17 protein-coding genes and 1 pseudogene are annotated in these 20,741 nt (G+C 68.5%); 13 read left to right on the plus strand and 5 right to left on the minus strand.

Annotated elements, in window-relative coordinates:
• Nucleotides 1-147 precede the first annotated feature (147 nt).
• Complete coding sequence (locus tag ACZ55A_RS20915; protein ID WP_468841955.1) at nt 148-1,101, minus strand: hypothetical protein; 954 nt, start codon at nt 1,099-1,101, stop codon at nt 148-150.
• A gap of 107 nt (nt 1,102-1,208) precedes the next feature.
• Between ACZ55A_RS20915 and ACZ55A_RS20920 the strand changes: the two genes are divergently transcribed.
• The 8 genes from ACZ55A_RS20920 to ACZ55A_RS20955 all read left to right on the plus strand — a co-directional run bounded on the left by ACZ55A_RS20920 (nt 1,209) and on the right by ACZ55A_RS20955 (nt 7,703).
• Nucleotides 1,209-1,415 (plus strand): hypothetical protein, encoded by a 207-nt coding sequence (locus tag ACZ55A_RS20920; protein WP_468841958.1) that lies wholly within the window; start codon nt 1,209-1,211, stop codon nt 1,413-1,415.
• A 432-nt stretch (nt 1,416-1,847) separates the two neighbouring features.
• A complete protein-coding gene (locus ACZ55A_RS20925; protein WP_468841961.1) occupies nt 1,848-2,120 on the plus strand; it encodes a hypothetical protein in 273 nt (90 codons plus the stop codon).
• A 22-nt stretch (nt 2,121-2,142) separates the two neighbouring features.
• Entirely contained in the window at nt 2,143-2,415 is a 273-nt protein-coding gene (locus ACZ55A_RS20930) for a hypothetical protein (RefSeq protein WP_468841963.1), read from the plus strand.
• 239 nt (nt 2,416-2,654) lie between these two features.
• On the plus strand, nt 2,655-3,077 hold the full coding sequence (locus ACZ55A_RS20935) for a YjbQ family protein (protein ID WP_468841966.1): 423 nt from the start codon (nt 2,655-2,657) through the stop codon (nt 3,075-3,077).
• Between the two features lie 315 nt (nt 3,078-3,392).
• Nucleotides 3,393-3,983, plus strand: coding sequence for a DUF5994 family protein (locus ACZ55A_RS20940; protein ID WP_468841968.1), 591 nt, complete (start codon nt 3,393-3,395; stop codon nt 3,981-3,983).
• A gap of 599 nt (nt 3,984-4,582) precedes the next feature.
• Nucleotides 4,583-5,824 carry a PP2C family protein-serine/threonine phosphatase gene (locus ACZ55A_RS20945; protein ID WP_468842080.1) on the plus strand — a complete coding sequence of 414 codons (1,242 nt, stop codon included), beginning with the start codon at nt 4,583-4,585 and terminating at the stop codon, nt 5,822-5,824.
• Between the two features lie 347 nt (nt 5,825-6,171).
• The gene (locus ACZ55A_RS20950) at nt 6,172-7,107 is read left to right on the plus strand and encodes a DUF5996 family protein (RefSeq protein ID WP_468842082.1); all 936 of its coding nucleotides are present in this window, start codon (nt 6,172-6,174) and stop codon (nt 7,105-7,107) included.
• 167 nt (nt 7,108-7,274) lie between these two features.
• On the plus strand, nt 7,275-7,703 hold the full coding sequence (locus ACZ55A_RS20955) for a VOC family protein (RefSeq protein ID WP_468841970.1): 429 nt from the start codon (nt 7,275-7,277) through the stop codon (nt 7,701-7,703).
• A gap of 47 nt (nt 7,704-7,750) precedes the next feature.
• Here the strand turns inward: ACZ55A_RS20955 and ACZ55A_RS20960 are convergent.
• A pseudogene (locus tag ACZ55A_RS20960) lies at nt 7,751-8,098 on the minus strand (transposase family protein); the annotation flags it as partial.
• A gap of 342 nt (nt 8,099-8,440) precedes the next feature.
• Here ACZ55A_RS20960 and ACZ55A_RS20965 point away from each other — a divergent pair.
• From ACZ55A_RS20965 to ACZ55A_RS20975, 3 genes are all read left to right on the plus strand, one after another.
• Nucleotides 8,441-9,748, plus strand: a complete 1,308-nt coding sequence (locus tag ACZ55A_RS20965; RefSeq protein WP_468842084.1) for an alpha/beta hydrolase family protein — start codon at nt 8,441-8,443, stop codon at nt 9,746-9,748.
• Nucleotides 9,749-9,899: 151 nt separating this feature from the next.
• Nucleotides 9,900-11,426, plus strand: coding sequence for a sulfatase family protein (locus ACZ55A_RS20970; protein ID WP_468841973.1), 1,527 nt, complete (start codon nt 9,900-9,902; stop codon nt 11,424-11,426).
• A 177-nt stretch (nt 11,427-11,603) separates the two neighbouring features.
• On the plus strand, nt 11,604-13,067 hold the full coding sequence (locus ACZ55A_RS20975; protein WP_468841975.1) for a membrane-associated oxidoreductase: 1,464 nt from the start codon (nt 11,604-11,606) through the stop codon (nt 13,065-13,067).
• A 501-nt stretch (nt 13,068-13,568) separates the two neighbouring features.
• Here ACZ55A_RS20975 and asnB read toward each other — a convergent pair.
• Together asnB and ACZ55A_RS20985 are read right to left on the minus strand one after the other, a co-directional pair.
• Entirely contained in the window at nt 13,569-15,395 is a 1,827-nt protein-coding gene (asnB, locus tag ACZ55A_RS20980) for an asparagine synthase (glutamine-hydrolyzing) (RefSeq protein WP_468841978.1), read from the minus strand.
• Nucleotides 15,396-15,411: 16 nt separating this feature from the next.
• Complete coding sequence (locus ACZ55A_RS20985) at nt 15,412-16,851, minus strand: MFS transporter (RefSeq protein WP_468841981.1); 1,440 nt, start codon at nt 16,849-16,851, stop codon at nt 15,412-15,414.
• 390 nt (nt 16,852-17,241) lie between these two features.
• On the opposite strand from ACZ55A_RS20985, the gene ACZ55A_RS20990 reads away from it, so the two are divergent.
• A complete protein-coding gene (locus tag ACZ55A_RS20990; protein ID WP_468841984.1) occupies nt 17,242-17,457 on the plus strand; it encodes a heavy-metal-associated domain-containing protein in 216 nt (71 codons plus the stop codon).
• Between the two features lie 398 nt (nt 17,458-17,855).
• Here ACZ55A_RS20990 and ACZ55A_RS20995 read toward each other — a convergent pair whose 3' ends face one another.
• Nucleotides 17,856-18,239, minus strand: coding sequence for a VOC family protein (locus tag ACZ55A_RS20995; protein ID WP_468841986.1), 384 nt, complete (start codon nt 18,237-18,239; stop codon nt 17,856-17,858).
• Nucleotides 18,240-18,695: 456 nt separating this feature from the next.
• On the opposite strand from ACZ55A_RS20995, the gene ACZ55A_RS21000 reads away from it, so the two are divergent.
• Entirely contained in the window at nt 18,696-20,705 is a 2,010-nt protein-coding gene (locus ACZ55A_RS21000) for an NACHT domain-containing protein (protein WP_468841989.1), read from the plus strand.
• Nucleotides 20,706-20,741: the final 36 nt, after the last annotated feature.

Here is a 20,741-nt window from a genome sequence, read left to right on the forward strand (position 1 = left end):
CTCGATGATGGCCGTGACGAGGACGGTGGCCTCATAGCGGGCGGCGAGTTTTTCGTAGCGGGTGGCTACCGTCCGGCGCCTCTTGCGGCGATTGATGACGCACTCCACTCTCCATGGCGCTCCCAGTAGTCGATCTTGTCGAACTTCTCAGGCGGTGGTGGCCCCGCCCTTGGCCAGCCGTCCCGTCACTTCGGCCAGCGCGGCGGCCAGCCTGGCGCGCCCGGTCCGGGAGTCGCGGACACTGCGGCTGTTCTCAATGTGCAAGAAGGGGACGCCCCTCGCCGCCGCCATGCCTGCCTGCACGTTGGTGGTGCCTTCCAGCCGACCGCAGTCCTGGTCCCACGCCCGGCACACCGTGAACCCGGCGGAGGACAGCGGGAGCGCCGCCTCGCGCACCCGGGGGCTCGCCTCGCCCGGCCCCGCTGACACCACCACGTCGTTGCCCGGCGAGCTGTCGTCGGCGAAGCCGTGCACCTGAATACCGGGGATCCGACGGGCAGCCAGCGCGGCACACACGGCGTTGAAGACCGAGTCCTGGCGGTGCGCCACATCTGCCGAGTTGCCGCGGCCCGCATCGCGGGGGGCGCCCGCCAGCACCAGGACCCCGCCGGGGGACCGGGAGAACAGCTCCGCGCCGAGCAGCTCGGTGTGCTGATCCGAAACCGGGTGCGGCACCTGCGCACTCCATTGCACACGCCGGCTCAGATCGACGAACACCTCGCCCCAGCCGCGCGGTTGCGCTCGCTGCCCGGGGGCCTCGGCGACCTGCGCGACCACCCGGTGCGAGCCCGCCAGACGCACGGTGCGCACCGTATAGCCGACCTCGGACAGTGGTTCGCGCGCCGCGTCGAGTCTGCCGTCGACGATGTCCGCGACCCCCTCGCTCACCCGCGCGCGTTCGACGGCGTCGGGGATCCGGTACTCGTGTTTGGAGGGGAAGTGCCGGATGTACCCACGGATGTGCTCCTCCAGATCGACCGTCGGCGCGGCGGACGGCGGCGCGTGTGTGGCTCGGACCGCGAGGGTGATGAGCGTCGCCGTCACGCTGAGGACGAGTAGTGCGGCGACCGCGAGGAAGCGCCGGTTCCGCAGCTTGCGCACGGCCCGCTTCACGGCAGTGATAAGGATCAACGTTTCACCCTGTCCTTTGGTCTCAACACCCGGATAAGTCCCGCCCTCTGTAAGGGAGCAAGGAATGCCCAGGAAGGTTGATCGCCTATGTCGGCAGGTTCAAGGGCTGCACTGCTCCGCATCCACCACAGCGGGTGCGGCGAAAGCACCTCGCCGTTTCCGGGATCACCGCCATGACCCTGGGCCGCTCCAACGACAGCGGCTCCAACGACAGCGCGGTTTCGCATCCCGTCGTCGAGTCCCAGCAGCTCATGGCCGCACCTGGTACCCGGCGCTGGAAGTGATCATCACCGAGCCCAGCGACGTGCTCACGGCCCCGGCGTGGTCATCCGTGCCGTCGGCGTGCGGTTCGACGCGGCGGTCGGGTTCCGAAGGCGACAAGCGGAACGGGCTGCCTCCATGAACGCCTGGTCTCGTGGGTTCGGTGGACCGTCGGCCGGAGTACGGTGAACACATCGGGATATTTCGAGCGCTCCCACCCCTGGCAGTGATTCCTCTCGGCAAAAACGGGAGGAACGCAAGCTTTCACCGCAGCGATGTCTTGCCGGAGCGGAAAGACCGGCAGTGGGCCCGGCCGGAGCATCCCGTCGTCCGTCGGCAATACGCCGCGGACAGCACGATGAGGGCGGTGAGGACGCCACCCCTTCCATGGCTGGCGGCGCTAGGTGTGAGCCTCCCTTCGCCCCGTGGGCACCTCGCCTGACAGAGAGGCCGGCATGAGTCCGAGAGAAACGATGCCTTCGGCAGGGATGGCCGAGGTCCGTATCGTCGCCGCATCCCCCGAGGCCGCCCGCCGCGTCGCAGAAGTTCTGCGGCACGGTTTCCCCGCCTCCGAACAGCGCAGCTATCCCGCCGGCCACGATGGCGGGACCCGCCTCCACATCACCGTGGACACCACGCACACCCCCGAGCCCAACGCGACAGCCCCGCCGTGGCTGGCGGCCAGCAAGTCAGCCGCGCGTGGCCGCCCGCATCCGGACGAGGTCTGAGGAAGCCTCCGAGGTGGCAGTCATGGCATCACTGGCCGACCGGAAGGCGTACCGCGAGAAGATCATGCAGGCTCTCTACGAGGCCACCGAAGGCAACCGCCTTCTGGGTGTCACCGGGACGAAGCTGCTCCAGGACCTCGCGATCCCAGAAGAGGATCTGGCAGCCGCCTGCACCTATCTGGTGGGCGAGGACCTGATCACTGTCGACTGGGCGTCGGGCAATACGCCGGCCATGGTCACGCTGACGCACCAAGGCATTCGACGCATGGAGGCTGAAGAAGAAGAGCACGATTGACGCGATGCTCAGGCTGCGTCCGGACCGTTCGACTGCCACATCGCCTGTAACAGCAATGGATGTGTGTGTGGGGCCGGGCGGGCCGGGAAGCCGCGATCCACGTCTCGCCTTGCGGGACTCGGCTGCGACGGCACGAGGGATCTGTCAGGTACGGGAGCGCGTGCCCTTACGGCGGAGTTCCGGAGGAACAACCCATCCGGCCGTTAGTGCTCGGGCTGTGCGAGGGGTACCGGTGAATCATGGCTGGCACCTTCACCACCCGCACGATCAACATCACCACCGGCTCCACTGAGACCCTGCACGACCTCACGAACGCATGCTCCGCGTTCCTCCGAGAGGCCGCTCACGGGCGAAACGGACTGCTGAACGTCTTCACCGCCCACGCCACGTCCGGCCTGGCCATCATCGAGACCGGCGCGGGCAGTGACGACGACCTGCTGGCGGCCCTCCGCGGCATTCTTCCCGCAGACGACCGTTGGCAAGACCGTCACGGGACTCCAGGCCATGGCGGCGCCCACATGCTCCCGGCTCTGGTGCCGCCACACGCCACGTTGCCCGTGGTCGATGGTGAGCTCGAGCTGGGGACCTCGCAGTCCGTCGTCCTGGTGAACACCGACCGGAACAGCCCGGAACATCAAGTCCGGCTGTCTTTCCTCAGCTGACCACACGGCTCACCCGGCCCTGCGGCTCACCCGGCCCTGCGGCTCACCCGGCCCTGCGGTGACCCGGCCCTGCGGCTGACCGCCCCCGCTGGCAGCCGGGGCCGTACGAGACCGTCCAGATGCCCGCACGAGCGGCTATCCCAAGGACTCCTGCGCCGTTCACCCCGTCGCTCCGCATCGGTCCAGCGGGCCTTACCAGGAGTAAGCTGGAACTACCGAGGGCACTCCGTACACCAGCTCCCATGCTCGTGTCGTTTTCGGCGATTCACGACACCGGGCCGGTTACGGTCGGCCCGGGGCAGGGTGGTCTGCGTCATGACCACGACCATTCGGTATCCGCCTGCGGTCGGAGACCGGACCGCTTCGCTCCCCCTCCGCCTCATGCTGGCACCGGCCGGCACCACTCCGGCTCTGCTCGACGGTGCGTGGTGGCCCCGCTCCCGTGACCTCACGGCGGAACTTCCCGCACTGACGGCCGTCCTTGACCGGCTGTGGGGGCGGATCACCCACGTCACGGTGAACCCCACGTTCTGGCCGGTCATCCCACGGAAGGTGCCCGTCGACGGGCATGTAGTGGGTGTCGGCTGGTTCAAGGCCGAGCAAGATCCCCACAAGCTGCTGCTGCTCTCCTACACCGTCGGCCGCTGGGACCTCCTGGTGATCCCCCCGGAGACCAGTCCCGCCATGGCCGCCCGGCTCATGGCCGAGGCCGCCGATCCGCTGGGCACCCGCACCGCGAGCGCCCTGATGGACGAAGCGGAGCAACGCCGGATCGCGGAGGAGATGGAACTGTCCCTGGTCTCGGTCTGGGACTCCGAAGGCGGCTATCCAGCAGGCCTGCCGACCTCTCGTCCCCCCGCCCAAGCAGTCACTGCTCAGGTGCCAGATGCGGCGAAAGGTATCTGAGCACCGTGTCAGTCATCGAGAGCGCGACGTCGATCCCGCAGCCCGCTCCGGAGATAAGCCCCAGGCCAACAGCCTGGGGCTTATCTCCGGACCTTTCCACCGCACGCCGTTCACGTGCACAACGTGCCGAACAACACGCCGAGTTGGCATGCTGAAGGAGGCTGACACGCCGCCACTGGCGCAATGAGCCCTTTGGGCCGGTTGGCTGGGTCACGCTGTGCGAGTTGATCACGGTGGTTTCAGGAGCCCGTGTGCACAGTCGCATGACGGTGGTCTGCCCGTGGGCCCTGTGCGGCCGGCGGCCGCCGAGCAGGGCGTGAACTTGTGCTCCAGATCCTCACCGAGCGGGAGGAGCCGAAGGGCCACAACGGACTCGAACACTCCGACGGTGGAGTGCGGCAAGGCCTCGCTGGCCCGCCTGCGCTCAGTCATTCGCGGACCGGCTCACCTTCCCCTCACCCTCATCCAGGCCCGCACCCAGTGCTACTGGAGCCAAGGCACCGAAGTCGAACGCCAGGCCGCCCGATGACTGACCCGTTGGAGACAGCCGGTCCAGCGGATGAAGGCGCAATGAGGCTGCTTGGTGAAAGGGCATGGGTATGGCGGCAGGTGAGCGGCAGCCGGACACGGGCGCGGTGGACCGGTCGGAAGGGTTCGGCGAGCGACTGCTGGGGGTGCTGCTGGACCGGGCGCACGAGATGCCGCCGCAGTTGATCGCCCCGCTGATCGCGGAAGAGGTGGCGAGGGTCGGCGGCCGTAACGTCTCGATCCTCTTGCAGGACTATGCGCAGCTGCTGCTGGTACCGCTGCCAGGTAGGCGGCTGACCGTCGGCCGGCCCGAGCTGATCGGTGACTCGCATGCGGGCACGGCCTTTCTGCATGCGGCCCCTGTCGAGGTGCCGCAGGCCGACGGCGTTCGGATGTATCTGCCGTTGCTTGACGGCAGCGACCAGGTGGGCGTGCTGGCCCTCACCCTGGACACCGTCGATGACAATGACCGGCGCTTGTTGCGCAGACTCGCAGGACTCGCCGCCGACATGCTGGTCACCAAGCACAGCTACACCGACCAGTTCTTCCTCGCCCGGCGACGCGAACCGATGAGCTTGGCCGCGGAGATCCAGTGGTCTCTGCTACCGCCGCTGGCGATGTCCGTCCCGCAGGTCGCGGTGGCGGGAATCCTGGAGCCGGCCTACAACGTGGCCGGCGACAGCTTCGACTACGCCCTCAATGAGGACATCCTGCACGTGGCCATGGTCGATGCGATGGGCCACGGCCTGGATGCCGCCACCATGGCGACCGTCGCCATCGGCGCCTACCGGCACGCCAGACGCGCCGAAATCGGCCTGTCCGAGATCTACGCGTTCATGGACCGGGCCATCGCCGAGCAATTCGGACCCGACCACTTCGTCACCGCGCAGATGATGCGCCTCAACATCACAACGGGCCACCTTCAGTGGGTCAACGCGGGCCACCCCTCACCGCTGCTGATCCGCAACGGCCAGGTTGTCCGGCAACTGGCGGGCCCGACCACCTTGCCGGTGGGCTTCGGTGGTGAAGAGCCCCGGATCAGCGAGCAGATGCTCCAACGCGGCGACCGGGTGCTGTGCTTCACCGACGGCCTGATCGAGGAGCACGAAGCCGGCGAAGAGCAGTTCGGCGAGGAACAACTCATCCACTGGGTCAACCGCATCGAGCACACAGAGAAGGGTGTGCGGGCGGTGGTGCGCTCGCTCTCCCACACCCTGAAACAGGAGCGGGGCGGGAGCACCAGCGACGACGCAACCCTCTTCCTGATCGAGTGGCGCGGGGGCGCCGCCGACCACCTCGCCGTCCTGGAGTGAGCCGGTACTCGCATCATCATTGACGGAGCCGACGGCGCGCAGGCCCGCTGCCTCGCCAACCGTGATGCGCACTCGCCACTGGCTTCCCTCTGCGCGCCCTGGCCGACGCCGCACCCGGAGCCGAGCTCTCACGAGCCATGCCAGCCGGGGCACGGCCCCAAGAGATCTGGGACCTCTGCGCTTCCGCGCCGAACATCGCAACCTGCCCCGCACCACGCATAACGCCGTCAGTGCAGTGCTGCGCTGCCCCTGGCGGTGCATGAAGAATCACCGCCATCGCCGAACCGCTCCCTCCCACCCCCGGCGCGGGTGCCGGACGCCGCCCGCGGGGTCATCATGGGAGCGTGATGGAACTGTTCCCACCGATGCCACTGACGGAGTGGCGGGACACCAAGGAGACACTGCACCGCTTCGCGCAGATCGTCGGCAAGATCCGCCTGGCGGCGAGCGCCCGGCGCAACCATTGGTGGAACGTCCCGTTCCATGTCACGGGGCGCGGCATCACCACGCGTCCGATGGGTCAGGTCGACGGGAATCCGATCTTCACGATCGACTTCGACTTCGTCGACCACCGGCTCATCGTCACGACACTGGAGGGCGAAGAGCGGTCCTTCCCACTTCCGGGCCAGTCCGTCGCGTCCTTCCAGGACGCGACCCTGGCCGCTCTGGCTGCGCTGGGGGTCCGGGTGGACATCGCCATTCCCAGGCCCTTCGACCTGCCCGACGCCGGCCGGCCGTTCGCCGAGGACACCGAGCACTCGACATACGATCCCGTGGCCGCCAATCGCTACCGGCGGGTCCTGAGCCAGGTGGCGTCCGTGCTGGAGGAATTCGCGGCGGGCTACTCGGGAAAGAACAGCCCGGTGCACCACTTCTGGCACACCTTCGACATCGCCCACAGCCGGTTCTCCGGGCGACGGATAAACCAGCCCCCGCAGGCCGACCCCGTTACCCGTGAGGCGTACTCCGAGGAAGTGATCAGCTTCGGCTTCTGGTTCGGTGACGACACCTTCGCCGAGCCCGCTTTCTACTCCTACACCGCCCCCGAGCCCGCCGGCCTGGCCGGGGAGTCGCTCAGCCCCGCGTCCGCGCGGTGGGTCGCGCGCGGCGACAGCCATCTGGCCGTGCTGCGCTACGACGCGGCCCGCGTCGAGACCGATCCCCGTGCCGCCGTCCTCGCCTTTTACGAGAGCGCCTACCGGGCCGGGGCCGGACGCGCCGGTTGGGACCTCGCGGCGCTCGCGTGCCCCGGAGGCATCACGGACCCGGTCCGGCAGATCTGACTCCCGGACTCCCGGACCGGAGAGTCCAACGATCGAGCGCGGGCAGTGAAGCTGCGGCCTCCAGTCGCCAGGGATCTTGTCCCGGGGCCTGGAGTGGGCTGCCTGGCTGGCAACATGCAGATCCCTACCGGGAGATGAGCAACAAAGCCCCCTGCTATGGTGCGCCGATGGCATCGGTAAAGCAGTTCCAAGTCACCTTCGACTGCGCAGAACCTGAGCGCCTCGCTCGTTTCTGGTGCGAGGTGCTGGGGTACGTCGTACCGCCGCCACCGGAGGGGTTTGCCACTTGGGACGATTTCAAGTGCTCGCAGCCGCCTGAGCAGCGGGATTCATGGTTCGCTTGCAGTGATCCGTCAGGTGTGGGCCCGCGACTGTACTTCCAGCGTGTCCCCGAAGGGAAGGCCGCCAAGAACCGGGTGCATCTTGATGTGCGGGTCGGCACCGGACTCGTGGGGGAAGAGCGCCTCGCCGCACTTGAGGCCGAATGCGCACGACTGGTCCCGCTCGGCGCGGTGCACGTGCGAACGCTGTATGACGGCAATGATTCCTGCATCCCGATGCTGGACATCGAGGGCAACGAGTTCTGTATCGACTGAGCATTCTCCGAGCCGGAGGGGTGGGGAGCCGGCTCCCTTGGGCCTAAGACGTGCTCGACGCGAGTCCGGACCTTGCGGTGGGAGGTGTTGTGCTTCTCCTTCCAAACAGGCAGTTCGATCTGGCCGCGTTCGCGGCGGTGCGGGATGACCAGGCCGGTGCCCCGATAGCCGCCGTCCGTGATGACCGTGGTCCCGCCGACGGCGGCTGAAGCGCGCGACGGCCCGAGGCGGCCGATGATGCGGCCAGCGGCCGACTTCGACACCCCGAACGGCGGGGCGAGCTGACGCGGCGTCAAGTTCTTACCTCAGTAGGCCGCTACCAGCAGGGTCCGGTCCTCCAGTGTCAGGCTCCACGGCCGGCCCTTGCGTACCGGGTCCGCACCCTCGCGCCGCATCGCAGCGCGGCGGTGCCGGCGCACCAAGACAGGGCCCCTCGGTAGCTCGGGGTTGCGAAACCAATCGAGCCCGCCAGCAAGGTGATTGAGGAATTCTTCCCATATGCATTCGCCACGTCACACGCAGTCGCGGATTGATCTCACGAACTGTCGCGTAATAAAAGCGGTCAGTAAACACAGGGCCCAACGCTGAGGAATTCTGGCTCCGATGGTCGTCATCCGGCGGTGGATAACTCCTCTCGCATTCAGGGGAGTTGGCGCGAACACGGGCAGACTGCCTTTACGATGATCGCCAGCCGGTCGCCGGTAACGTGGCGATCGCCACCATGGAGGGGGCTGCCCATGAAACACGCACGAAAGCGCCAGAGCCGGTTTCGTACCCGGTTCGCCAGCGCCACAGGAGTTCTGGCCGTCGCCCTGGGCGCCGGGGTCGCGCCGGCTACCGCCGCGGGGAAAACCACCGGTGCTCCCATAACCACCACGGAAATCCCGGACACGGCGAAAGCCCTGGGTACGACGAAAGCCCCGGACACGACGAAAGCCCCGGACACCGCGAAAGCTCCGCGCAAGCTGACTCTCCCCGCCCCGACCGGGCGCCATCGCGTCGGAACAGTTGACCTCCACTTGCGCGACTCGACACGTACGGATCCGTATGTGCCCGGCCACCGGCCGCGCGAGCTGATGGTCACGCTGTGGTACCCGGCCACGCACACCGCCCACCATCCCACCGCGCCGTATATGCAGCCCGCTGCTGCCGCGCGTTACCTGGCCAACCATCGGGTGCCGCGGGGCTCGGTGACCCTGCCCACCACTGCCGGGCACACCGGCGCCCCGGTTGACCGCAGGGCCGGCAGGTTGCCGGTCCTGCTGTACTCGGCCGGGTTGCACGGGCCCCGCGCGAAGGGCACCTCACTGGCTGAGGACCTGGCCAGTCGCGGCTACTTGGTCGTCACCATCGACTTCACTCACCAGTCCGAGGCGGTGGAGTTCCCCGGAGGGCGGCTTGAGGTGAACACCATGCCGCCGGATGCCCACTCGTCCGACACGATCGACGTCCGGGCGGCGGACATCCGCTTCGTCAACGACCAGCTGGAAGCGATCGCCCACGGCCGCAACCCGGACGTGGAACACAAGCCGCTCCCCCACGGGCTGTCCAAGGCCGTGGATATGAACCGTATCGGGATGTTCGGCTCTTCCCTCGGCGGAGCAACCGCGCCAGAGGCCATGCATGCGGACTCCAGAATCCGCGCCGGCGCAAATCTGGACGGCGAATTCTTCGGCCCGGCGACCACCCGTGACCTCGACCGCCCCTTCCTGCTGTTCAGTTCCCAACACCACGACCGCGACTCTGACGAGAGCTGGGAAACGTTCTGGGAGCACCTGAAAGGAGAGCGCCTCAACCTGAAACTGCGCGACTCCGGGCACAACTCCTTCACCGACAACCAGGCCTTCCTGTCCCAGGCGCCCGGCGCTTTCAGCAGGTCCCCGGACCAGCTGGAGGACGCCATCGGCACGATCGACCCCAACCGCTCCATCGAGGTCCAACGCACCTACCTCGCCGCCTTCTTCAACAAGCATCTGCGCGACCGGCCCGGCCACCTGCTCGACGGCCCCTCCAACGACTACCCGGAGATCGAATTCATGCGCTGAACCGAGTGGAAACCACCGTCCGCACTGCTCAGCGCAAACTTCCCCCCCCACACTCTGCGACGCGCCTTTGGGGCGGCCGGCCTGCACGGAAATACGCACGCTGTGAGCTGCCGGCCCGCGGACCTGACCCGCTCCATCACAGTTACGGAAGGTGCGCAAGGTGAGGTTGATACGGCAGGCAGCCGGCTTCGTTGCGCTGGCCCTGCTGGTGGCAGGCGTTGCCGGTTGCGCCCCAAAGCGGCACGCCGCGGCGGCGAGTGACCCGGACCGGCCCAATATTGTGCTGGTGATGGTCGACGACATGGACCAGGGGCTGGTGCGGTTCCTGCCTCAGGTGCGGCGGATGCAGCAGCAGGGAGCCACATTCACCAACGCCACGGTCGCCGACTCATTGTGCTGTCCGTCCCGCGCGTCATTCCTGACCGGACGGTACCCGCACAACACCGGGGTGCTCACCAACGGCAAACCGAATGGCGGCTTCAGCGTGTTCCACGGGCGTGGTGAAGAAAAGGACACGGTGGGCACGCAGTTGCGGGCGGCCGGCTATCGGACCGCGTTGATGGGCAAGTACCTCAACGAATACGAGACCGAGCCCGCGACCGCCGGTGGTGTCAGGTCCTACGTGCCGCCGGGCTGGACCGAGTGGGCAGTCGCCGGGTCTGGCTACCGGGGGTATGACTATGACCTCAATGTCAATGGCAGGATGGAGAAGCACGGCAGTAAGCCGACGGACTATCTGACCGATGTCCTCGCCAAACACGGCACCGACTTCATCCGGAAGAGCGCCAAGGCCGGCACTCCGTTCTTCCTCGAAGTCGCACCGTTTGTGCCCCACCGGCCCTCCACACCCGCGCCGCGGCACGCCGACCGGTTCCCCGGACTGACCACACCGCACAAACCGGCATTCAATGAGTTCGACAAGTCGGACAAGCCGAAGTGGCTGCGTCGGCTCCCACGGCTGACCCGCCATCAGATCGCCACGATGGACCAGGAGTACCGCAAGCGTGCCCAGACTCTGCAAGCCGTCAGTAACATGCTGGCCGACATCCAGCAGACGCTGACCGCGACCGGGCAGGCCCGCAACACCTATGTCGTGTTCACCTCGGACAACGGCTACCACATGGGTGAACACGGACTCATGCCCGGAAAGCAGACCGCGTTCGACACGGACATCGTCGTGCCGCTGATCATCACCGGTCCGGGCGTCCCAGCCGGGCGCAGGATGCCGCAGCAGGTGGAGAACATCGACCTGCGGCCAACCTTCGCCGAGCTCGCATCCGCAGCCCCGAATTCGACCGTGGACGGACAAAGCTTCGCCGACGTGCTGCACGGGCGGCCCACGCCGCCGGGCAGCAAGACCGTGGCACTGGTCGAGCATCACTCGCCGATCACCCGGGGTGAGGCTGGTCCCGACCGGCAGATGACCAAGAGCGCGGACCCGCCGACCTACAACGCGATCCGTACCCCGGAGGGAACCTACGTCGAGTACGAGACCGGGGAGCGCGAGTACTACGACCGGGCGACTGATGCCTACCAGCTGAACAACAGCTACGCCACACTCCCACCCGACCGGCGCAAATTCCTCCATCGCACACTCAGCGCACTCACACGCTGCCACGGCAGCAAGGAATGCAGGCAGGCCGCCCGGACGGCACCGCCGACCCGTCGGTCCAGCTGATTCCGGACCATCCGCCGGCCCCGGCCTGCTGACGGCCTTGGGGAGAATCAGTCGACCGGTGCGCATCGGGTTGCCCTGATCGACTTTGGCGGAAGAGTCGGGATGAGCGAGGCGGCCCGACCAGGAGGCTTCAGGGGAAGTTGACAGCTTCGGGCCGTGGCGTCAGAGTCCCGGCTGATGGACATAAACGATCTTACGCCTGCCGAGCTGCGGGTGTGGCAAGCCTTTCCCAGGGGCGCGTCCGTGGACTTCCGTACGGCGGACGACGAGGACACCGCGCAGGGAGCGGACTGGGGCCCCGAACGGACCGTCCGGGCAGACGTGTTGCGGGCCCTGCTCCTCAACGGCCCGCTGGACGACGGGGAGATACCCGCCCTCAGACTGGGCGGCGCGCGGATCACCGGGGTCCTCAATCTGCAATACGGCACGATCGACCACGCCGTACGGCTGAGCGACTGCTTCTTCGAGGACGCACCCCTGCTGTACGCCTCCCGACTTCGCCAGCTGAACCTCAGCGGCTCCGTACTGCCCGGGCTGGCCGCCGCCACCGTGCGGGTGGAGGGCATGGTGCAGTTGTCGGGCTGCCGGTTCCTCGGGCCGGTGCGGCTCGGCGGGGCGCAGATCGCCGGGGCGCTGTACCTGGACGGATGCGAGATCACTCCGCCGGACACCGAGTGGCCTGCGCTCCGCCTCGGCTATGTGACCATCGGCGACAACCTTTGGGCACCCGGGCTGCGGACGCACGGGGAGGTGCGACTCAGCGGCGCCTCGATCGCCGGGTCGGCGACCCTCGACGACGCACGGCTCAACCACCCGGGCAGCGTTGCCCTCGACGGGCAGACACTCGTGGTGGGAGGCGACTTCCATATGCGGCGCATGCACACGCAAGGCTGGATCGGCCTGCGGGGCGCCCGCGTCACCGGGCGGCTCGACCTGTCGTACGCCCGCCTGTCGAACCCCGGCGACGCGGCGCTGCGCGCGAGCAGCTGCACCATCGGGGAACTCTGGTTGCGGAAGAGTCCGCCCATGGAAGGCACTCTGAATCTCCGCCGCGCCCAGATCGAGGTTCTGTTCCTGGAACCGGAAGTGGTGCCGGACGACGTGCTTCTCAACGGGCTCGTCTACACCACCCTCACGCCGCACGAGCCCGCAGAGCGCCGCCTGCCCATGCTGAACAAGGACAGCGAGGGCTATCTCCCCCATGGCTACGAACAGTTGACGGCGGCCTACCTCCGCGTCGGAGACGACCACGCCGCCCGCGTCGTCCAGCTCGCCAAGCTCCGCAGACACCGCCGGACCCTCCCCTGGTACAGCCGAGTGTGGGGGCACCTCCAAGAGGTCACGGTCGGCTATGGCTTCCGCCCCATGCTCGCCTGCGTCTGGCTTCTGTCCCTGCTCGCAGTCGGCTCGGCCGCCTACAGCGTGCACCGCCCCCGCCCGCTCAAGGCGTCCGAGGCCCCCGACTTCAATCCGGTGTTCTTCACGCTCGACCTGCTGTTGCCAGTGATCTCCTTCGGCCAGGAGGGGGCGTTCGCACCGAAGGGCTGGTACCAGACACTTTCCTACGCCCTCGTCGTCGCCGGTTGGATTCTGGCCACGACGGTCTTCGCCGGCGTGACCCGAACCGTCAGCCGCCAGTGACCGCCCGCCCGCACGACATGCTGGGCGGCCAGGCGCAGGGCCCCCCCTTGAACGGACCATTGGCCGGCCGCCCACGGAAACCACTGGCGGGCGTTGGGGAGGAGGCGCGCGTTGGGGAGGAGGTGGGCTGTGCGGAGGCATTGGGGGCCGGGTGACTCCGCGGTGCAGGCCGCGAGCGCGAGGCAGGCGGCGGTGATGACCGTAGCGGCAGTACGGCGCATGGTTCCCCCGGAGGCGATGTAACGGCGAGGGGGAGACCGCGCACCGCCACCGAAGATTGTATGGCCGTTCGCCGACGCCCGTCCGTCGGCGAACGGACTGCTACGTGGCGGCTCCCACGCGCCCCGAGTGGCCGAGCGTAAGTGCGCGGTGCCGGCGAATCGCCTCCGTAACTCACCCCTCCACCCCGCCACCGGTAGGCGATTCGGCCCGCGGGCACCTCCGCTGACCTGCACAAACACCCTGCGTGGGCGCCCGAGCGCGGCCCGCGGCGTGGGCTCCTCAGAGGGCGAGTTCGGGTCGGTGGTGGTCCAGCCAGAGGGCGAGGTCGACGACGCGTTCGAGGCGGAGGCGGTGGCTCCACTCCAACCGGTCGGGCGGGGTGTCGAGGGAGGGTTTGATGCGGGCCTCGTCGGCCAGGGCACGGACCTGATCGGTGGACAGGGCGTCGCGGGCCAGGTCCTGAAGGCCGCGGTTGTAGTCGGGGTGATGGGTGGCCGGGTAGTGGTTCTTGGGCCGGTGCAGCACGGAGTCGGGCGCGAGTCCGGCGCCGGCGGCGCGCAGCAGGCTCTTCTCCCGGCCGTCGAAGCTCTTGAGTGCCCAGGGCGTGGCGAAGGCGTACTCGACGAGGCGGTGGTCGCAGTAGGGGACACGGACCTCCAGGCCCTGGGCCATGCTCAACCGGTCCTTGCGGTGCAGGAGTTGGCGCAGCCAGCGGGTCAGGGACAGGTGCTGCATCTCGCGTTGCCGGTGCTCGGCCGGGGTTTCGTCGTCCAGATGCGGTACGGCGGCCAGCGCGCTGCGGTACGTGTCCTCGCGGAACTCCCCCATGCGCAGGTCGAGCTCCGGGTTGAGTGGCATCGCGGCCTCGTCACCCGTGACGAGCAGCCACGGGAAGGTGGCCGCGGCCAGTGCCTTCGGGTTGTGGAACCAGGGGTAGCCGCCGAACACCTCGTCCGCCGCCTCGCCCGAGAGGGCCACGGTGGAGTGCTTGCGGATCTCGCCGAACAGCAGGTACAGCGAGGTGTCCATGTCGCCGACTCCAATCGGGGAGTCCCTCGCCACGACGACCGCCTTGCGGTGCTCGGGGTCGAGCAGGGCGCGCGGGTCGAGGACGACCGTGCTGTGGTCGGTGCCGATGAAGGCGCCGGCCTCGGTGGCGTACGGGGTGTCGTGGCCGGTGCGCAGGACGTCGCCGGTGAACTGCTCGACCTGGTCGCTGTAGTCGACGGCGTAGGAGCGGATGCGGGCGTCCGGGCCTTCGCGCAGCCGGAGTTCGTCGGCGAGCAGCGCGGTCAGGACGGTGGAGTCGAGGCCGCCGGACAGCAGGCTGCACAGCGGGACGTCGGCCTCCAGCTGGCTGCGGGCGGCCGTGCCGACCAGCTCACGGATCCGTTCGACGGCCGTGTCCCGGTCGTCGTCGTGGACTCCGGCTTCCAGCTGCCAGTAGCGGCGTTCGCGGATGCCGTCCCGGTCCAGCACGAGCAGGCCGCCGGGCTCCACCTCACGCACCCCGGACCACACCGTCGGCCCGGTGTTGAACAGCAGGCTGTACGCCTCCCGCAGCCCGTCGGCGTCCACCCGGGGACGTATCTCGGGGTGGGCGAACAGGGCCTTGGGCTCGGAGGCGAAGGCCAGGCCGCCGTCGACGGCGGCCCAGAACAGCGGTTTGACGCCGAGGCGGTCACGTACCAGCAGCAGCCGCTGCGCGCGCTCGTCCCATACGGCGAAGGCGAACATGCCCTCCAGGTGGTCGGCGAGGCCCTCGCCCCACTCGGCGTAGGCGCGCAGTACCACCTCGGTGTCGCTGCGGGTGCGGAAGTGGTGTCCACGGCTGCGGAGTTCGGTCCGCAGCTCGTGATGGTTGTAGACCTCGCCGCTGTAGCTGAGCACGATGTTCGGCCGGTCGGGCCGGTCGGTCATCGGCTGCACGCCGCCGGCGAGGTCGATGACGGCCAGGCGGCGGTGGCCGATGGCGGCGCGCTCGCCGAGCCAGACGCCGCCCGTGTCGGGGCCGCGCGCGGTGAGGGTGGTGGTCATGGCCTCCATTACCGGGGCCTGGGTGCGGGCGTCGTGATGGAAGGACGCCCAGCCGGTGATTCCGCACATTGCAGTGACTCCTGGTTCAGTTGTGGGCGGCGGGCGCCGCGTCGGCGGTCTTGTCCGGCACGTGGGCAGGCCGTCGGCCGGGCAGTGCGAGCAGGGGTACGGCGAGACAGGCGGCGGTGGCGGCCAGGGCCAACCCCGCTCGGTCACCGTTGGTCAGGCCCCAGGCCGCGGTGGCCAGGGCCGGGCCGAGGGTGAAGCCGAGGCTGCGGGCGAGTTGCACCGTCGAGCCGACCGTCGCGATGCGGTCCGGCGGGGCCGCGCCCATGACCAGAGCCTGGGTGGGGCCGCCGTTCAGGCCCATGCCGAGTCCGGCCAGCGCCAGCCGCCAGGCCACGTCCAGCGGTGACCAGCCGTCGCCGAGCGGGATCAGCAGGAGCAGGCCGGCGGCGGTGAGCGCGGCGCCGGTGACCGCAACCGGCCGGGCGCCGATGGGGGTCCCCCCTGCTCGACCGGAGCCGAGAGCTCGGGGGATGTCCGCGAGGCGGCCGCCGAGCGGGCCGGCCAGTCCCATGCCCAGGGGAAAGGCGAGGACGGTCAGGCCGGTCGTCGTGGCGCTGAAGCCGTCATCGCGCTGGAGGTGCAGGGCGACGACGTAGTGCATGGCCGCGAATCCGGCGGCGAGGGCCAGCACGGCCCCGTGCGACCGGAACAGCCCCACCGTCCGGAGCACGCCGGTCACCGGACGCCCGCCCGGGCCGCGCAGCCACCACCACAGCGGCGGTACGGCGGCGAGGGCGAGGAGCAGCCAGGCCGGGCCGTCCGGCGCCAGCGTCAACGCCAGCAGCAGAATCGCGGTGCCGGTGGCCACCAGCAGTGCGTCGGCCACCGACCGACGATCAGGCGTCCGCAGTCCGCCGTCCCTCGGCATGGCCCGCCAGGCGACGACCAGGGCGAGCACACAGAAGGGGATCTTCACCAGGAAGACCGAACGCCAGCCCAGATGGTCCAGCAGCAGGCCGCCCAGGGCGGGCCCGGTCACCGCGCCCAGCGGGCCCAGGGTGGCGGGCACGCTCATCGCCCGCCCGCGCAGCTCCGGCCGTACGGAGCGGATCGCCAGGACCGGCATCAGCACGAACAGCACCGCCCCGAACGCGCCCTGCATCAGGCGGGCGGCGATCAGCCAGGCCACCCAGGGCGCGGCGGCGGCCAGGGCGCTGCACAGACCGAAGCCGCAGATACCGACGAGCACGGCGGAACGCAGCCCCACGCCGTCGAGCCACCGACCGACGGGCAACAGCAAGGCCACAACGGGAAGTTGGTAGCCCAGCGCCACCCACTGGGCAGTCGCCGTGGACACCTCCAGACCGTCGGCGATGTCCGCCAAGGCCACGTTGACGATGTTCATATCGAGCATCGCCACGAACGCCAGCACGCCCGCCACAGCGACCAGCAGCCAACGGTCCTCGCCGACGGGTATGCGACCGGTCTGTTCCGAACCGGGACCGCCGTGTGTCACCCTTCCCCCTCACCAACGCGGGTGGGCTGCCGGTCAGCAGCCTCGTCCCATAAGTCGGGCGGAAAATGGGGTGAGTTCCCGGCTGTGCCCCGCCCCCAGAAGTGACCGCCCGCCAGCACGGGTTTCCGCGCCGATCAGCAGAGCCTCTCGGGTACCGCGAGCGGAGCCCGGTCAGTGAGCGTCACGGCATGGCGCGTTCCGATTGCACCGACGGCGCGATGCCACGCCTGCGCCGCTCCCCTGCCCCGTCCCCGTATCCAAACCGGCGCGCGGCCGTGGGAACTCCGTACCCCGCTCAGCCGACTTCTGAGGTGAGGGCGTCGGCCTGAACACCCGCACCCGCGCATCCGTACACCACCAAAATCCCCCATGACACCCAGGAGTTCCCCCATGGACCAGAAGCAGTACAACGTCACCGGCATGAGCTGTGAGCACTGCGTGGCGAGCATCACGGAAGAGGTCTCCGAGGTGCCGGGTGTCAGCGAGGTCGTGGTCGACCTCGCCGCGAACGCCGTCACGGTGCACGGCACGGACCTCGATGACGCGCGGCTGCGCGCTGCCATCGTCGAGGCCGGGTACGGCGTCACCGACGCGATCGCTGCCTGATCCTCCGAAACCGCGGGCCGGGCAGGGCGGCAATCCCCTCCTGCCCGGGCCGCGTTCATCCGCCGTCCGAACGCCTCGGCCGGCAGGGCGGTAATGAGGACATCGCGGGGTGGTCCGGAGGCGATCATGGCTCCGGCATCCGGACGGCGGCTACTGCGGATCGTGCTTCTGCATCCGGACGACAGCTACTGCGGATAGTGCTCCGACTATGCCGTCGAAAAGGGCGACGCCACCATGGGCCGCGCCTCAACTCGCCCGATTTGCACCGCATCCTCCCCTGCCCGGGCCCGGGACTACTCCCACGATGGTGGCAGTTTGCGCTCGACACGCCGTGTGGACGCGGCTCTCTGTGGCCCGTGACGCAGCCACTCCCAGGTCCGCACCGAAGGACACCATTGTCACAGCGGCTTGAGCCGGGTGCGCAGGAGGCAGAACTCGTTGCCCTCGGGGTCGGCCAGGACGTGCCAGCCTTCGGTGCCGGTCTGGCCGACGTCGACGGGCCTTGCGCCGAGAGCGAGCAGTCGTTCCAGCTCAGCATCCTGGTCGCGGTCTGTGGCGTTGACATCGATGTGCAGCCGGAGCTTGCCCGTCCGGGGGGCGCTGGTCGGGCCGAAGACGAGGGTGGGCTGCGGGCCGCCGAAACCGGCGTCGGGCGGGCCGATCTCGATGCTTCCGTCGCTCTCCCGACCGAGCTCGACGTAGCCGAGGACGTCGCTCCAGAATGCGGCCAGCCGGTCGGGGTCCGCGGCGTCGATGACCAGTTCACTGATTCTGCATGCCATGACCGTCACCTTACGAGATGACGTGACGGGCTCGGCCGCCGTGGACTGCTGGTGAAGGGCACCGAAACATGACGCGACAGTGCCCGTATCCCAGCGAACTGTCCGATGTCCGCTGGGAGTTGATCGAGCGCACCTTGACAGCCTGGCGTACCACCGACGGCGGCAGCGGGTGGCGTAGGGATCGCCGTGCACGGGCTGAAAGGATCGCGCCGAATGGCCATGGCGTAACGCCTTTGGGGAATTGATGCTCTGTGAGTGCGAAGATACAAGTGTAGAAGTTGGCGCGGCGGCATCGGAAGGCGCTCATGCCTATCCGCTCCCCGGCACCGTACCTCTGGGGGATGTTCGACATGCCGGACACCAGGTAAGCCTGTCATGGCCGCGCGCAGGAGGAGGGTTGTAGCTGCGATTGCGCTGGCTTGCGCCAGTGCTAGCTCGGGGGTTGCCACCGAGCTCGTGCCCTATCAACTGCCGGGCTGGCTGGTGAAGAATTCCGCGCTCGCCTGGGCCGCCTTCAGCATCACGGCACTGCTGTGTCTCGGGGTCGCGGCATGGCAGGCATGGATCGAGCCGCAGGAGGATCCCGCACCCGATGCTCCGGTTCAGCAGCAGCACCGGAGACTGATGCTCCAGCGCCAGCGGGACTTTTGGATCGACGGGGTCCTGAACCAGTCACTGGAGGTGGTGACGAGGCTTGAGCTGGGGCTGGAGACCCGCTCGGACGCTGTCGAACGCCCGTGGAACGTAGTGGTGTACGACGATCCGGACCGGCCGCGTGCACTTCCGCCGGGAACATCCGCCATCGATGTTCTCGACCAGTCCGGAGGCTCCCTGCTGATCCTTGGCATGCCCGGGTCCGGCAAGACGACGTTATTGCTTGAGATAGCCGCGGAGCTGCTTCAGCGGGCGCAGTCCGACTGCCAACAGCCGATGCCCGTCGTCTTCAACCTCTCCTCGTGGGGGAAGTCCGAAAGTCCGCTCGGCCAATGGCTCGAGGACGAGCTGCATCGCCGGTACACCGTTCCGCGAAAACTGGCCCGGCAGTGGCTCCACGACGAGATGATCCTGCCCCTTCTGGACGGTCTCGACGAGGTCAGGGTCGACCGCCGCGATGGCTGCGTCAGGGCGATCAATGACTTCCTTGGCGCGAACGGCCCACTGCAAATCGTCGTCTGCTCGCGGGTCGCGGACTACGACGCCATCGGCTCGCGGCTCCGCCTGAACAGGGCCGTCCTGATTCGTGACCTGACGCAAAGCCAGGTTCTCACCCACCTCGCCGGCGCTGGAGCTCAGCTCGCAGGGCTGCGCACGGCTATCGAGCATGACGATCAGCTGCTGTCACTGCTGTCCTCTCCGCTGCTGCTGAATGTGGCCTCCCTGGCCTATCGGGGCTTGTCCGCAGAGGAACTGGAGGCCGAAGGGCGGGTTGCGGACCGCCGTTCACACCTGATCGACAGCTATGTCCAGCACACGCTGCGCCGCAGGCCGACCGGCCGTGCCTACGATGGCGAACGCGTCGTCCGCTGGCTCGGTGAACTCGCGCATCAGATGAGCCAGGACGACCAGACCGTGTTCCACGTGGAGTGGATGCAGCCTGCGTGGTTGTCGAGCCCGCTGCTGAGGATCATGACGGCATGCTTCTCCCCTCTTCTCCTCGGGGTGGCGATGGCTCTGGCGACCGGGTACGCAATCGACCACGCCAACACCCTCGGTGCCAAGCTCTTCGGCTTGGGGAACGACGTCTATGTGGCGGGCATGTCGACGGGCTGGCTCACAGGTGCAGCGATCGGGGGGCTGGTCTGCGTCTTCGCGTTCGACAAAGCGATCCGTCCAGCCGAGATCATCTCTTGGTCGTTGCGCTCCCTGCGGCAGAACGCCGGCCGGCAACTGCGCTTGGCCCTGCCCTGGGGCGTTGCACTCTCAGCCACCGTTGGGACCATCATGCACGTGTGGGGCCTGACCACCACCGTGGTCTTTGCGGTCTTCTTCATGGTCTTGCCGATCACCTTCTACGTGGTGGTCGGTGGGGTGTCGCCGCAGCTTCGAGAGGCCCGCATCAGTCCGAACGAAGGAATGCGCCGCTCTCTGATGAACGCTGTCGCCGTCGGTCTGCCCGGAGGAACGGCCGTCGGCATCCTGGCAGGAGTGGCGTTCGGGGCACGGATGACGTTGCTGTTCGGCGTGATCGATGGGCTGACGTGCGGCATTTCCGTCTTCGTTCTGACGGCGTTGCACACCGGAGGACGCGCCTGGCTGCACCACTACACCCTGCGGGCGATGCTGGCGCTACAGGGCCGCATCCCGCTGAGGTGGGTGCGGTTCCTCCAGTACGCGAGCGACCGTATCCTGCTCCGCCGGGTCGGCGGCGGCTACATGTTCGTTCACGGCCTGTTCCTCGACCACTTCGCGGCCCTGCACGCCCGTGCCGTGCAGGGCTCGACACCTGCCGAGCCATCGGCCCGGTGAACGTACCGACACGTCACCCCATACGCCTCACCCGGG

The sequence above is a fragment of the Streptomyces sp. NPDC034111 genome (assembly GCF_055575375.1).

Coding starts and splice junctions, on each gene's coding strand:
- ACZ55A_RS20995 (WP_468841986.1), bottom strand. CDS start 18,239: ATGGCATGCAGAATCAGTGAACTGGTCATCGACGCCGCGGACCCCGAC.
- ACZ55A_RS20975 (WP_468841975.1), top strand. CDS start 11,604: ATGGACATAAACGATCTTACGCCTGCCGAGCTGCGGGTGTGGCAAGCC.
- ACZ55A_RS20930 (WP_468841963.1), top strand. CDS start 2,143: ATGGCATCACTGGCCGACCGGAAGGCGTACCGCGAGAAGATCATGCAG.
- asnB (WP_468841978.1), bottom strand. CDS start 15,395: ATGTGCGGAATCACCGGCTGGGCGTCCTTCCATCACGACGCCCGCACC.
- ACZ55A_RS20965 (WP_468842084.1), top strand. CDS start 8,441: ATGAAACACGCACGAAAGCGCCAGAGCCGGTTTCGTACCCGGTTCGCC.
- ACZ55A_RS20935 (WP_468841966.1), top strand. CDS start 2,655: ATGGCTGGCACCTTCACCACCCGCACGATCAACATCACCACCGGCTCC.
- ACZ55A_RS20925 (WP_468841961.1), top strand. CDS start 1,848: ATGAGTCCGAGAGAAACGATGCCTTCGGCAGGGATGGCCGAGGTCCGT.
- ACZ55A_RS20945 (WP_468842080.1), top strand. CDS start 4,583: ATGGCGGCAGGTGAGCGGCAGCCGGACACGGGCGCGGTGGACCGGTCG.
- ACZ55A_RS20990 (WP_468841984.1), top strand. CDS start 17,242: ATGGACCAGAAGCAGTACAACGTCACCGGCATGAGCTGTGAGCACTGC.
- ACZ55A_RS20940 (WP_468841968.1), top strand. CDS start 3,393: ATGACCACGACCATTCGGTATCCGCCTGCGGTCGGAGACCGGACCGCT.
- ACZ55A_RS20950 (WP_468842082.1), top strand. CDS start 6,172: ATGGAACTGTTCCCACCGATGCCACTGACGGAGTGGCGGGACACCAAG.
- ACZ55A_RS20955 (WP_468841970.1), top strand. CDS start 7,275: ATGGCATCGGTAAAGCAGTTCCAAGTCACCTTCGACTGCGCAGAACCT.